At 41.3% G+C, this 14265-nt stretch carries 13 protein-coding genes; 2 read left to right on the top strand and 11 right to left on the bottom strand.

Annotated elements, in window-relative coordinates:
- Window positions 1-135 precede the first annotated feature (135 nt).
- The 5 genes from HWQ42_RS20440 to carA form a co-directional block, all read right to left on the bottom strand.
- Window positions 136-438 carry a DUF1816 domain-containing protein gene (locus tag HWQ42_RS20440; RefSeq protein WP_194044900.1) on the bottom strand — a complete coding sequence of 101 codons (303 nt, stop codon included), beginning with the start codon at window positions 436-438 and terminating at the stop codon, window positions 136-138.
- A gap of 86 nt (window positions 439-524) precedes the next feature.
- Window positions 525-1706, bottom strand: a complete 1182-nt coding sequence (rlmB, locus tag HWQ42_RS20435) for a 23S rRNA (guanosine(2251)-2'-O)-methyltransferase RlmB (protein WP_292815557.1) — start codon at window positions 1704-1706, stop codon at window positions 525-527.
- Between the two features lie 92 nt (window positions 1707-1798).
- Window positions 1799-2278 (bottom strand): ribonuclease III domain-containing protein, encoded by a 480-nt coding sequence (locus tag HWQ42_RS20430; RefSeq protein WP_194044898.1) that lies wholly within the window; start codon window positions 2276-2278, stop codon window positions 1799-1801.
- A 580-nt stretch (window positions 2279-2858) separates the two neighbouring features.
- Window positions 2859-3224 carry an STAS domain-containing protein gene (locus tag HWQ42_RS20425; protein WP_084227153.1) on the bottom strand — a complete coding sequence of 122 codons (366 nt, stop codon included), beginning with the start codon at window positions 3222-3224 and terminating at the stop codon, window positions 2859-2861.
- Window positions 3225-3407: 183 nt separating this feature from the next.
- On the bottom strand, window positions 3408-4571 hold the full coding sequence (carA, locus tag HWQ42_RS20420) for a glutamine-hydrolyzing carbamoyl-phosphate synthase small subunit (RefSeq protein ID WP_292815649.1): 1164 nt from the start codon (window positions 4569-4571) through the stop codon (window positions 3408-3410).
- Between the two features lie 229 nt (window positions 4572-4800).
- Between carA and HWQ42_RS20415 the strand changes: the two genes are divergently transcribed.
- Window positions 4801-5844 (top strand): retropepsin-like aspartic protease, encoded by a 1044-nt coding sequence (locus tag HWQ42_RS20415; RefSeq protein WP_292815554.1) that lies wholly within the window; start codon window positions 4801-4803, stop codon window positions 5842-5844.
- Here HWQ42_RS20415 and trpD read toward each other — a convergent pair.
- The 4 genes from trpD to HWQ42_RS20395 form a co-directional block, all read right to left on the bottom strand.
- Window positions 5774-6841: an anthranilate phosphoribosyltransferase gene (gene trpD / locus HWQ42_RS20410; RefSeq protein ID WP_292815551.1), complete on the bottom strand. Its 1068-nt coding sequence runs from the start codon at window positions 6839-6841 to the stop codon at window positions 5774-5776. The genes HWQ42_RS20415 and trpD overlap by 71 nt on opposite strands.
- Before the next feature lie 81 nt (window positions 6842-6922).
- Entirely contained in the window at window positions 6923-7804 is an 882-nt protein-coding gene (locus HWQ42_RS20405; protein WP_292815548.1) for a DNA adenine methylase, read from the bottom strand.
- A 117-nt stretch (window positions 7805-7921) separates the two neighbouring features.
- Window positions 7922-8137, bottom strand: a complete 216-nt coding sequence (locus HWQ42_RS20400) for a hypothetical protein (RefSeq protein ID WP_292815545.1) — start codon at window positions 8135-8137, stop codon at window positions 7922-7924.
- 153 nt (window positions 8138-8290) lie between these two features.
- On the bottom strand, window positions 8291-9427 hold the full coding sequence (locus tag HWQ42_RS20395) for a hypothetical protein (protein ID WP_292815542.1): 1137 nt from the start codon (window positions 9425-9427) through the stop codon (window positions 8291-8293).
- 304 nt (window positions 9428-9731) lie between these two features.
- On the opposite strand from HWQ42_RS20395, the gene HWQ42_RS20390 reads away from it, so the two are divergent.
- Complete coding sequence (locus HWQ42_RS20390) at window positions 9732-9911, top strand: high light inducible protein (RefSeq protein ID WP_099101864.1); 180 nt, start codon at window positions 9732-9734, stop codon at window positions 9909-9911.
- A gap of 102 nt (window positions 9912-10013) precedes the next feature.
- Here HWQ42_RS20390 and HWQ42_RS20385 read toward each other — a convergent pair whose 3' ends face one another.
- A complete protein-coding gene (locus HWQ42_RS20385; protein ID WP_292815538.1) occupies window positions 10014-11105 on the bottom strand; it encodes a hypothetical protein in 1092 nt (363 codons plus the stop codon).
- Window positions 11106-11278: 173 nt separating this feature from the next.
- Window positions 11279-14254 carry a molecular chaperone gene (locus HWQ42_RS20380; protein WP_292815535.1) on the bottom strand — a complete coding sequence of 992 codons (2976 nt, stop codon included), beginning with the start codon at window positions 14252-14254 and terminating at the stop codon, window positions 11279-11281.
- Window positions 14255-14265: the final 11 nt, after the last annotated feature.

Below are 14265 nucleotides of genomic sequence, written 5' to 3'. Positions count from 1 at the left end.
ATTGACGAAGAAGAAAAGGAGAGGGAAGATGTGGTGACGCGATGAGTGAAAAAGACGCAATAACCCCCCGTAAAAGGATTTTCTGTGTCTTTACGTCTTTGCATCAGAGCCTTCCTTTTTCTTCTCTGGCCTAACTTAAATTTGACCGCCAAAGGCAGGCTGTACTTTGCGGTCAAATCTTTCCCCCAAGTCGTCAGCAATTGTTAAGTTACTAGGTTTGCAGCGCTTGACATTCACAATAATTCCCTGCGCTCCTTCGATCTCCAAATCTTCTATGTATCCTTTGCTTGCTAATGTTGCATCAGAAGAACTTAGAAATGGCCCGAAGTAATACGTGCAACGGGGATTCTGCGTCACAATCTCTACCCACCAAGCCAAGCCGATGTAGTCGAATGTGTTAATTAACACTTCCTTGAGGTTATGCCAAATGGTTTTCATGGTTTTAGCCGATTTCTAAACGTCTACAGGGTGTTAAACGATATGCTGCTTTATTATCTTTTACATTTCTTTATACTCTGTTACTGTTATTTTTTCAAAGAGAATTTTTGCAATTTATCTAAGTGCAGAGTATTTAGCGATCGCTGACGATAAATCTCATAAAGCGCCATACCCGCTGCTACAGAAGCATTCAGGCTGGGAGTCTTACCCTGTAGAGGAATCGATACTAAAAAATCACAAGAGCGTTGAGTTAACATACCCAGACCTTCACCTTCTGAGCCGATTACCAAAACGATTGGGCCAGTGAAATTGACTGTATGCAAAGGTTCGCTGCCACTTGCGGCAGTACCGTAAATCCAAAAGCCAGCTTCTTTTAATTCTTCTAAGGAACGGCTAAGGTTGACAACTCTAGCTACAGCAAAATTTTCTAAAGCACCTGCTGCCACTTTCATAACGGTGGAAGTGATCCCAGATGCCCTTCTTTGAGGAATCACCAATCCTTGAGCGCCTATTGCTTCGGCAGTGCGAATAATTGCTCCCAAGTTGTGGGGATCGGTAATTCCGTCAGCCACGACAATGACAGCATCGGTTACAGATTTGCACTGCTCAATTAGATCGGGCAATTCGATGTAAGCGTAGGGAGCAATTTGTGCTGCCACACCTTGGTGATTAGCGCCGTTGGTGAGATAGTCTAAACGCTTGGGTTCAACCTCATCAATAACTGTGCCATTTTCCTTTGCTTGCAAGAGGAAATGGTGAAAGCTGGGATCGTATCGCAGACGGGTAGTAATCCAGAGACGGTTGAGATTGCGCTGATTTTGCAATGCACTCAATACTGGATGACGACCGTAGATGAGATCGTTATCTTCTTCTGTCGGTTGTGTAGATACAGACGGTTGGGAGAAACTGCTATTTCGTTGTCGAGAGTTGCTATAACTGGGGTTGCTATCTATTTTCCTGGGATTGCGATTCGGATTAACAACAGAGATAGTGTTGCCATCTACTTTTCTGGGATTGCGAGTTGGATTCTCAACAGAGATGGGGTTGCTATCTACTTTCCTGGGATTGCGAGTCGGATTTGCAACAGAGATGGGGTTGCTATCTATTTTTCTGGGATTGCGAGTCGGATTCGCAACAGAGATGGGGTTGCTATCTACTTTTCTGGGACTGCGAGTCGGATTAGTTACAACACGCTTACCTTTAATTTTTACGGGTTGTCTCCGATTGGGTTCGCTAGAAGTCTTGACTTTTTTGGGTTTATCCTGCATTTGAGTTATCGATATAGCGTATGGTTGATTGTTCCGATTACCTCAATTTTTTGAACCTAATCTAGTGTTGTGGCTACTGCGAAATTGAGTTTTCACTCTTTTTCTAGATGAAGTATTTGCAACAGTTCGGTTAGACGTTGGTAATCGGTGATATATAAGTAGCCTATTAAAGTTTCTAGACTAGTTGCCTGTTGATAAATTTCGGGATTAAGTCGCTTAGGGCGTCCTGTTGCGGCGTTTCTACCCCGTCGGACAATTTCTAATTCGGTATCCCTGAGATGAGGAATTAGCGATCGCAAATGTAGCGCTTGTGTTTCTGCTCTTACCTGCTCCACTACCAGACGATGGTAAATTCCTGACCGCTGCAATGGCAGCAGATAGAACATTCTAACATACAACTCATAAATTGCATCCCCTAAATATGCTAAAGCACTAGGAGAAATTTGTTGCACTTGTGAGAGGGAAATCTGTTGGAATGGCCCTGTGGTTGCCAAGAGTGCTTCAGTCCAAGACAAGCTCTGTTTGGGAGTTTCATCTTGTCCATCTAATAGCTCTTCCTCCTGTGACTTCACAAATAAATCATTCCTTGACGGGCTACATTGGGCAGGCATTCTTCGCAAAGACTGATTTTTATGAAGTATGCCATGATAGTATACTTAGCATAATCAATACTATCAAAGTTACTTCCTAATTTCATCTTTTTGATTGAGAGTTGGCATTTTAAATCACCCTGATGTCAACATCTATAAACCAAATTTCGTCTACTTCTTGTGGTCTGCGCCTAAGATAGGGTAATATTTTGACATCAAATTCACCCTTGTACTTGGTAGCATTGCCATACTTACTGAGTAAACGACAACTTTTAACTATACAGCATCGAGTCAAGTCTATCTATAAACAAATCTGCTGGCTTTGTATTTCTTACAAATATCTCAGACTTGATTATTTATCCAATATTCTAGCCAACGATTACATACCCAAAAATTGGGTGTCTATATCTTTAAGTTATTACTCAACTTTAAACATAATAGCTCAACTGGCTTGATCCCTCTCCCACAAGGAGAGAGGTTTTCTGCCAGAATTTTTAAAAATTAAGCTATCCGATATTGAATCTGGATAGCAAAATTTAACTCTCAGATCGAGCAATCAAGACTACTTGACGTTTTCTAGAGCGTCTTCAACTGATTTTTGCAGGGAGAGAAACTTCTCTAGGCGAACAAGCTTGACCGTTTGAGTTACGCGGGCATTTGTAACAATTTGCAAAGTGCCATCGGCAGTTTGAGCCTGCTTGGCTAGCTGCACCAGAGCACCCAAGCCAGAGCTATCAACAAAATCAATTTGTGAGAGATCCAAAATAATGTGCTTAGGACCCTCGTCTATCTTGCTGCCAAGTGTCTTGCGAAATGTCGGCTCAGAAAAAGCATCTAACAAACCTGTGAGGCGGAATAGCTGACAGTTATCCCGGACTTCACGAGTGCCCCTCAGGCTAACGGTTAGATTCAGTGGCTCAGCAATAATTCCCTCCTCATGAGTTAAAGTGAACGCTCAAGTATAGATGGTTTTTGAGCAAGTTGTCTACAATCTGCTGGAATAGGGGATTGGGCACAAGAGGCAGAGGGGCAGGGGGAAGGGTGCAGAGGGGAGGAATTTTCTCCCTGCTCTCTGCTCCCTGCTCCCCTGCTTCTTCCCCATTCTCCATTTTTACCTCACCTCTGCCACGGCTTGACGTGCTGTTCGCATAGCTTGAACAAATTGCTCAAACAAGTAATCCGCATCGTGTGGGCCAGGACTAGCTTCTGGGTGATACTGTACGGAGAACACAGGTAGAGATTTGTGCCGTACCCCGGCAATGGTGCGATCGTTTAAGTTTAGGTGGCTAATTTCCACAACTGCTGTAGGTAAAGAATCTGGGTCAATAGCAAAACTATGGTTTTGGCTAGTAATTTCTACCCGTTGTTTTAAACCGGCAGGCTGATTCAAACCACGATGACCAAATTTGAGTTTATAGGTTTCTGCTCCTAGCGCATGACCTAAAATTTGGTGTCCCATACAAATACCAAAGATGGGTTTTTCACTTAACAGGAGTGCTTTGGCAGTTGCAATCCCTTCAGTGACGGCAGCTGGGTCGCCAGGCCCATTAGAAAGAAACACACCATCTGGATTGTAATTGAGGATTTCCTCTGATGGTGTATCAGCAGGTACAACAATTACCCGACAACCATAACTTACTAATCGACGTAAGATATTGCGTTTTACGCCAAAGTCAAGGGCAACAACGGTAAAGGCTTCCCCAAGATTTTCCCCAGCCTCAGAGTTAAATTCCCAAGCTGGAATTGTGGGATCAGACCATTCATAAGCCGTTGAGGTGGTGACTTCACGAACCAGATTCAATCCTGCCATGTTGGGGGCTGCCTGTACCTGCTCTAACAATTCCGCTTCATCGAGAATGGCTGTGGAAATACCACCGTTCATCGCTCCGAACATCCGAATTTTGCGGGTGAGGGCGCGGGTGTCGATGCCGTAAATCCCTGGTACTTGGTTTTGTTTGAGGTAGTCAGGTAAAGATTGTGTCGATCGCCAGTTACTTGGACGGTGACAAATATTGCGGGCGATCGCACCCCGCACTTGGGGCCCATCTGATTCTTCATCTTCAAGATTAACGCCAGTATTCCCCAATTCAGGATAGGTAAAAATGACTATCTGACCACGGTAACTAGGATCGGTCAGGACTTCTTGATAGCCTGTCATGCCAGTGTTGAACACCACTTCTCCGATCGCGGTTCCCGTCGCACCGAAAGACCAACCGCGATAAGTGGTTCCATCTGCTAGGACAAGTAAAGCTGGTATGGAGTCAGTCAGGGGCATAGGTGATAGGATTGGGGATTGGGCATGGGGCATTGAAAAGAGGCAGAGGGGCGGGGTGCGGAGGGGAAAACTCTTCTCCCTGTTCCCTGCTCCCTATTCCTTAATACTGCGATTGTTAATTATCCCATAAGTTGAGCAATTGGGAGTTTTTAAGATAGTTAATTAAAATTAAAAGGGAATTAAAGTAGCGGGAGTGGATTTGGCAAAGCTTGGGCAGTTAAAATTAATTATGCTTCAGTCTTTTTTATCCCGTGCAACCCTAATTTTTGTATCAAGCACTCTAGCGGTTTTGTGCGTTGCCTGTAGTGAAGACAAACTGAACACCGCTACTGGTGGCGATGAGCAACCTACGCCAATTGGGGATCTAGCACCAGTCCAGCCTAGCGTTAAACCAGTAAGACCAGCAGCTACCACAGAAGCGCAGCCGCTAGATCCGTTTGAAGGTGAACCAAGTCTTTTTGAGATCGGACGAGACAAAGCTGTTGGCGCTTGGAGTATCAGCCAATCGGCTCAATCTCCAGATGATTGGAAATTGGTGGCGAGTCAGTACCAGGAGGCGATCGCGCTGATGCAACAAATACGCCGAAAAAGCCCAGAATTTGCGATCGCTCAAACCAAAATCACGGAATATCGCCGCCAAGTTAAATATGCCCAACAGCAAGCTAATCCTCGTCCTGTTGGAGTTAGAGAACCTCAGAAAATAGTAGTTGTTGTTCCCCAGAGAGAAACCACACCAAAGTTCACTTTACCTCCTATAGAAAAAACAAAACCGTTATCACCAAAGCCAGGTTTGCCGTCATCAGCAGTGGTGATTCCCGATGAAGCAGTATTTACAGCGCCGATAAAAAGGCGAATTGGTGGCACGCCAATTGTGGAAGTCACTTTCAATGGCCAGCAACAATTTGAGATGATTGTCGATACGGGAGCAAGTGGCACTGTCATCACCCAAGAGATGGCTAATGCTTTGGGAATCGTCACAGTGGGAAAAGCTAAGGCAAACACCGCGAGTTCCAGAGCGGTAGAATTTCCTGTGGGCTATGTGAATTCGATGGCAGTTGGCGGGGTAATAGTGAATAAAATACCAGTAGCGATCGCAGGTGCGGAACTAGAAACTGGACTTTTAGGACATGACTTTTTTGGCAACTACGATGTCACCATTAAGCGTAATGTCGTAGAGTTTCGCCCGCAATTGCGATCGCAAATCAATTCCCCAGAAACTCAACTAACTGCTCCAATTTCGTCCAAGCTGCCCCACTTTGTAGGATATCCTTAGCGATTTTAATGCCTTGGGCGTGATCGAGGAGTGCGATCGTACCCGCTACTTGCAGCGCCAACGACGCATTCAACGCTACAGCATCCTGTTGCGCCTGAGTTCCCTTACCTTGGAGTACAGCCTTGAGAATCTCCGCATTCTCTTGAACATCTCCACCCTGAAGCATACCTATGGAAGCAGGCGTTAAATCTAAATCTAGGGGATTAATAGTAGTTAACTGTACTTCTCCGTCTGATAAAACCGCCAAGTCAGTTTCATCTCCTAACCCAGCCTCATCAAGTTTTTCTCGCCCATGCAGCACAATCGCCTTTTCCTTACCCAAATTTTGTAAAGCTTCGGCAACAGTTGCCAAAAGCTTAGGAGTAAATAAGCCCACTACCTGCCCAGTAGGACGCAAGGGGTTTACTAACGGCCCAAGCAAATTAAAAATTGTTCGCACTTTCAAAGTCCGCCGTAATGACGCAACCGCCTTGAGCGCTGGATGCCAACCAGGGGCAAACAAAAAAGTGATCCCGACTTCTTGTAGTGCTGCTTGTACTTTTTCACTAGAGGCACTCAAGTTTACACCCAAGGCTTCCAATACATCTGCACTTCCTGTGAGACTTGATGCTGAACGATTGCCGTGTTTAGCAACGGGTACGCCAGATGCAGCGGCAACAAAAGCAACCGCTGTAGAAATATTAAAGGTTGATGACCCATCTCCACCAGTGCCACAGGTATCTATTACAGTGCTAAGTGTTGATTTCTGAGGGCTGAGTGGGGAACATTGAGATTGTAATACTTCAGCCATGCCGGTCAACTCGTCGGCAGAAATGCCTCTAAAGTTCAGCGCTGTTAATATAGCCCCTGATAACTCTGGGGGAACCGCTTCACTGAGCCAACCTTGCATCAATTCAGCAGATTGAGTACGAGACAATGATTGTCCATCTATTAATTGTTGCAGCAGAATATACCAGCTAGCAGAGAATTCTTGAGCATGGATTGGGGAAGTTGTCATAGCTAAGGTTTTTGTGTTGTAGCTATATTGAGAGCTATGGGAGTTATCCTACCGGAAAATTGGAAGCTATCAAAGTTAGATTTAAATCTCAAGGCTTAATTGCAAGGCTGAATTAGCAAGGTTTTGATTTGGTGCTTTATTTTCCAAATAAAGTTTAACTTCGTAATTAGTAATGAATAACTCTTTTCCTTTAGCCGCACCACTCTGCTTATAGTTATTCATCCCATACTGTAATTCCCACTCTGAAATATTAGCCCATTGAAAATTTTCTCGAATTTTCTGTGAGTTGTCGTAGGTAATTAGCCAGCGATGATCGCATTGTTGCAAAAGTTCAGCAAATCTCTGATGTTCAAAAGAGGTATGCAAGTCACCGTCCTTACCATATAGTTTTGATTTTGTAGCACTAAAATATGGTGGGTCTAAAAATAAAAATACATCTTCCCCTTCTGGCTTTAATAGGTGGCTGTAATCCAAATTAGTAATTTGGACATTTTCTGATAGAATATTTTCTAACTTTTCTAGCCGTTCTATTGAAGAATCAGTAAATCTTTTATGGAAAGCTTGTTCAGAAAAACCGCCTGATTCTACAGTTCCTGAAAAAGTAATTCTATTGAGGACGAAAAAACGAACGGCTCTTTCTAAATCAGATAAATTATTGACATCTACACTAGTCAATTCTGAAAACAATAATTTGCCATCTGTATACTTTACTTTAATATGTCGAATTTCTTTAACTAACTGAGTTATATCAGATTGGGCAAATTTCCAGAATAAGAAGAGTTCGCGGTTTAAATCGTTAATCCAAATCTTGAGATCGGGAAATTTTTGTCTTAAATAAATGAATACAGAACCACCACCTACAAAAGGTTCTCGAAATTCAGAAAAGCTTTCTGGTAAACATTCAACTATTTGATTTATTGCTTTCGACTTACCACCAGGATATCGTAGAGGACTTTTGATCATAATTTGTATAAATTATAATATTTAGAGTAATATAAATACTCAATTTGTTTGCTAAAAAATATTGCCGTATGCTCTGACTAAATCAGCATCAATACTTTCATTGTAGGCTCCTGTAACCTAACCCAGGCTAATGGTTCCAGCATGACTTCGGAAGCGTTGGCGATTTGCTTCTTTCTCAGCGTTAGTTTGCGACTTTTCACGTCTCAGAGAACCATATTGCCGTTCTATGAAAGTAACTATTAATTCTGCAATAGATATGCCTAAAACCTCGGCTTGTTGCTGTAATGCCACATAGACTTCATCACTTAATTCCAAGGTTAAAACCTGACTCACCGCACTACACCTCAGCTATTATATGTAACTATCAATGTCATATTAGCTTAGTTTATTGACATGACCTTTTAATCGTAACCCACAATATCTAAATTAAAATCCCCTACAAGGATATCAAAAGTAACTTCCAATCATAACCCAAAATTATAATTTTTAAAAATTGCTGGATACTTCTATTTTAAGTTTCTGATTATTTTGAGCTTCTAAAGCCAATTTTTTAATAACTATTTTTTGATTTTTATTAAAATTTTTAATATTAACTTCTAAAAAACATTCTAGTTCTTCTAGTGATGCATCGGGAAAAACAATAGAACCAACAACGTTGTTACCTGTAAGCTTTAGCTTCGTAACAAATAATACTGGTTCACCGTTCAATATTAAAGAATCTAAATTAGAAAATAAAATTAGCTTGAATAAACCATCTTGAATATCAGGGAGCTTTGGCAAAGATGCTGTTGAAGTATTTTTTGACTCTTGTATAATATACATGTTGTTGTCGAAGATTATTTCATCAGGAGTCAAATAGTAAATTCCGCCAAGATAGTTTTCAATACTAAAAGTTGCTTTTAATCCATCTACTAAATATTCTAGTTTATGAGAAGTCAGCGCTTCTCTCTTGCTAGCACTCTGAGAACCTTTAAGAGAAATATTCTTAAATTCCTCAAACTCTTCTCTGATTTTATGTAAATATTTATCTAATCCTTCTCGTGAGTGAATTATTACTCCAGTTTGATAAAAAATAGAATCATAAGAATCTAGAGCTTTTTCAAAAGTTTGTGTAAATCTTTCTTCAAATAGATTCTTATTCCAATGAAGTGCGCTTTGGCGATATGCTAATATCTCACTGATTTGAAATTTAACAAAATCATTAGCAAATTTCTGATTACTCAACTTATTCTTATTAACTTGCCCCTTTTTAGTACTTTTTTTTGCTGTTTCGTAATAAGCAAGTACTATATAGATGTTAAGCAAATTCATCCAAGAAATTGTAGAGTATTGAATTTTATCTATATCTCCATCTTTGCCTTCATCTTTAATTACCGGGATAATAGTTATAACTTTGGAGGAATTATATGTATTATAAATTCTGGCAAATGGATAACTTCTGGTTCTCTTAGGTGATACCCATTTTGAATAAGCAATTTCAGTTGTCGGTGACTTGATTAATCCATAACCCCTTTCTTTATTGATATCAAATACATCTAAACTAATCCTATTTAAATTATCATCCAAGTAAGTTTTATAGGTCACTCCTTTAATAAGTCCTGTAAAATGAAGAACTTCTGCCATATATCGAAATTTTTCTTAATATTTGTCTTTGCCATAGTTTAGTTCAGCATTGGTTATTAAAGCATAGAAATGACCAAGTAAGAGTTAATTTTCTCTTGAATGGCTACAATTTTCTGAAGTAATTGGCTGTTGGAGCGTAGCTTTCCCTCGTAGGCGATCGCAAACCGTACTTGATAAAATTACGTACCCGTAATATTTGCCTATAAATTTTGTCTGGAGTTTATGTTGCAATTTTGTAAAAACCTGTTACATTACTTTACAGGCAGTTATAACTGTTACAACATAAAAGCTCGGAGTATTATTTATGGCAGACGTTAAGAAGACTACGCCTTCGCTTCCAGAAGATCCTAATGCTTTGCGCTGGGGCTTCACTCCTCAGAGCGAAAACTGGAACGGTCGTTTTGCAATGATTGGCTTTTTATCTGCTGTTGCACTTGAAGTGTTTTCTGGTCAAGGGATTTTACACTTCTGGGGCATCCTTTAGATTTAAACGTTTTTAGCTTCATTAGATTATGAGGCAAGGCGGGGATTAGTAAAATTGTCTGCCTTGCCTCATAATCTCAAGAATTAGAAAAGTTGCTAGCATCTAGCGTGATGAGCGAAATATTACACGCCCTGGAGATTCTTCTTGATTAATTCGCGCGTATACCCGAAGGCAAGTTAAGACTTCGCCAGGAATACCACCACAGTCTAGTTGTAAGTCATCCTTGGATAAAGCACAGATATCTGCATAAAGTCCCGATAATTGGCGAATTCGCACTTCATTACCCGCATTAATAGCTTCATCAGCGACTTTCTTCAGGATACGCCGTGATTCATGTTGCAGCTTTCCCCACCAAGAATAGCGTTCAGCGGGTGGTACGAATATTAGGGAATGTATAGCTTCGTCCATATCAATCCAGGCACGGAGAATTGATAAGGGATCGGTGTTTTTCTCTGCTTTTTGGGTGCGTTGGAAGCGATCGCTTAAAGCATCAATATATTGATCGCGCTGTTCTGGTTTAGAGTGTAAGGAAACGACATCGAAGCTAAAAACGCTCTTTAAAGCGTGATGTAAATCTGGGTCTATTTCGATAAAATTCATATATAAAAATAGGAATGCTGCTGGTAAATCGAATGCATTCCCTTGAGGATTTTGAGGATTTGAAAGTGCTTGCTGATACAAGCTCAATCCCTGTGTTTGAACAGTACCACTAAGTCCGGGGTAGATAATTTCGTCGCGGATAAAGGGAAGCTGAAAGAGATTAGAATTATCTGCGATCGCACCAACTTGTTCAGCCATATCCAAGGTACGCTGTTGCCAAGATGCAGCTAAATCCTCTGGGACTCGCAGCAGTTTGCGTTGAATCTCATTCCACAAATCTGAGTCTGTTTGGCTTTGCAGTTGGGAATTACCCAGATAATAACTGAGTTCTGAGTCAGAATTAAAAGCTTCTCGAAGGTGATTTAGTTTTAACTCATCTGGCGGATCTTCCCAACCAGTATTTTGCTGTGGGGGTGAAGGTTCCAACAGGTTATGAAGTTCTTGCAGCACATCATCGCATACCTTGGCTCCTGGATCTAGTGGAAATTCTGCGCGAGCCTGATTCAGAGTAGTCTCTAGCCCATACAGACTAAACCGCAGTAACCGGGCTAACTCCGAGTTTTTTATTTCTAATAGCTGATGCAAGTGCTGCATAAATATCACCTCCAAATATTTTCATAGTGAATTAAACTTGGCAAACCTCTGCGCCTCTTTGCGTTTACTCCGCGCCCCTACCCTGCGGGAAAGCGTTCGCGTAGCGTCTCCAAGAGTTGCGCCTATGCGTTTAAAAATATTATTTTTTTTAACGCAGAGGTTTAATGCAAGAGTTAATGTATGCCGCAAAAGGGATCGCGTTCTTTATCAACTTCATTAGGTTGTAACTCTAATTCAGCACGATAAATACATCCTTCTTCCTTCAAACATTCTTGATTTTGTGATGTCCAGTAAGGGACTTCACCAGCGTGCATCCTTAGAATACCTTGATCGTCGAGAGTTACACGATATTGGCAAGGGTAATCGGTAGTTACATCTGGTTTACTGAGTGCGCCAATTCTTATCCATTTTTTGCTGTTGGTTTGGGCATCTGTTTGATAAACATAGAAGGTGTGCTGGCCAGTTTGTGGGAAGGGAGGTAAAGGATTACTAATTAACCCAATTCCTGGTTGCGTCACTCCATCGCGGAGATAGTGAAATTTGTGAAACGTTTTACTACCATCATTTCCTACTTCAAATACAAGATGATAGGCATCTGGTTGATCTACGGTTGCTGACTCAATAACATTGACGGCAATATCACCATCATTCAAGTCTTTATTGAAGCGTTCCACAGCAATATTCCAGTTTAATTTACCATCAGCAAATAGCGCTGAAGTTTCTGAAACTACCGATTCTAAATCAATACCAGAAATATCAATTAAATAATGGGGATTTCCCTGACAAAGCAACACATTAAATTCGAGAGTTTGGTCAATCTCAAACTGAACTTTGATTTTTTTCAGAAACTCCGCTTCTTGCATCCCCAGTTTATTCATGAGGTTTTTGCCGTCAAAGCTTCCCCATAGTCGTAAATCTCCTTCCTCGTAATCTTGACGGTAGATAATGTTAGTTAATTGTATGCCTTGCCAATGAGTACGAACTTTAGCAACAGTTTCCCAAGGTGCGAGTTGATAGAGTTCTTGTCCAGCTTTGAATATAGTTAGTAAATCGTTGCTTTGGGTTTTGCGTTTGAAGTTGCAGGGCAAATAATAAAACAGGTTTTTGACATCAATTTCTAGCTGGTTGGCTCCCTTACGCAGCAAGCTTTTAGACTCTTCTGGATCGAATCTTAATCTTCGCAATTTCTCAGCATAACAAGCCCCGGCTGAGGTGGCTAATTTGGTAAATTCCAACACAAAAGTAATCCGTTCTGGATTCCAGACAAAATATGGAGACTTACTAAATTCTTGGTAAATTTGGCGCTGCACTATGTCTAAATTACAAGTTTTACCAGACAAAATTAACCAATCAACTTTTTGGGAATTCCAAGAATCTTTGGTGGGATCGTCGGGACGCAAGCGACTTTCCATTAATCCTTTGGCAATTCCGATCGCTTCTTTAATTCCAGATGCGGCGGCTCGTTCAAATTGCTGATTGTCTAGGGTGATGCAGATGTTATTTGGATCTTGAACTTGTAATTTAACAGCGCTTTGGGTAAGCAATTCAGAAATTTGCTGCTCAGAAAGTGTGAAAGTTAATAGAGAATTCTCTGCTGATGGCTTTTGCCCAAGTTTCAGTTTAGCGGCTTCTGCATGATCCCAGAGAATATAAAAGGATTGCAGACGTTGGGGTGCTTGTTGCCAACGGGTGGGCAATACTTTCTCGGCAGTATCTAAGGCATCTTTGTAAGCAATATCGCCTTCTGGATTTTCTCTATCCAGACATTTTAAAAGACTGCCAATTTTGAATTTGCCTTGTTCTAAGAAGCGCTCGTTTAACTCAGAGTTAATTAAGTCTTCTAACTTTTCGTTTTCTATATCACCTGTTGTTACTGCTGCCAATAAAAAGTCTGCGATCGCAACTTTTAATAATCTGAAAATTCGCAGTGTAATTAACTCACCACCTAGCTGTAAATGACCAGATGAACCTAATAGTTTGGGAGTAAGTTTATAGTAACGTCCTCCTAAACCCCGGTCTTCATAATCAGCAAAAGCTGGGGTTTTATCTTCTAAAGTCAGTTCAATTAAAGCTAAGTCTGTAGTTCCCCCACCAATATCCAAGACGAGAACATTTTGTGACCATTTGTTTCCTACTTGGCGACAACGGGTTTTAAATGACTCGATCCCAATGTTGAGATTACCGCCAAACTCTCGCCATAAAAAGAATATTGCCACAGAAACGGCTTCATCATAAGCAGTTTGTACATCATCGATCCCCAACTGCTCAACCAGTTCTCTAACTTCTTTACGAACAACAGGTGGTGCGACAGTGGGATAAGTGACAACTGCTGTTAAAAAATCTCCTTCAGAAAATCTGCGTCGTGCGTGTTGGCGGTAATCTTCAGTTAACTCGATTAAATGCGCCCAAGCAGATTGGATTAGCTGATTTGCAGTAATTGTTTCTTCTTCGCCATCCAAAATAACTGAAAACGATCGCTCCTGACCAAAATAGCGTTTGGGTGAATGGTGAAACCTGCTGATAATTTCCTTTAAAGAACCGCTTGTACCTTGAGCGATCGCTTTTTTTCGGTTATCTCTAGCTTCTCTTCCCATCCGCAGTTTTAAATCCCCTAAGTGCGAAATTTCCGACTCGCTGGGAATTTCCGTATCGCGGCGATCGATATCCAGCACAACTGGGATCAGATTTTGCGACTCTAAGGTAGGGACGCGGAACACCTCATGATAAATTTGGTAAAGTTTTTTGCTGACAGCCCGGCGGAATCTCTCGCTGTTTCCTAAAGAAAGTTCAATTTGGCGAATTGCTTCCAAAAATCGCTCTTTATTATCACTTTCAAATACTTCACTCAATCGGCTGGGTTCTATCTCTAAATTTTTGCTAATTTCTGTGATAAACTTTGCCCAATCATCAGCGCTGACATCTGGTAAAGCCACTGAGGCGGGAGAACTGAGCCATTGCGATAAGCGATCGCGCAACCGCATCTCTTGTTCTTTGGGTAAAATTTCTGCGATCGGTACTTCAATTGGATCGAAAAGTGTGACTGTCGAATTCGACGTACCAAAATCTAAAGCAAACCATCCCGGAAATCTTTTTTGTTGTTTGTCGCTTGGTTCTTGTTCGCTATATTTGTTGAATTGAAAAGGGTTCATTATAGTATCAC

Source organism: Nostoc sp. JL23, assembly GCF_017115065.1.
GTDB lineage: Bacteria > Cyanobacteriota > Cyanobacteriia > Cyanobacteriales > Nostocaceae > Nostoc > Nostoc punctiforme_A.
This window is presented reverse-complemented; position numbering and strand designations above follow the sequence as displayed.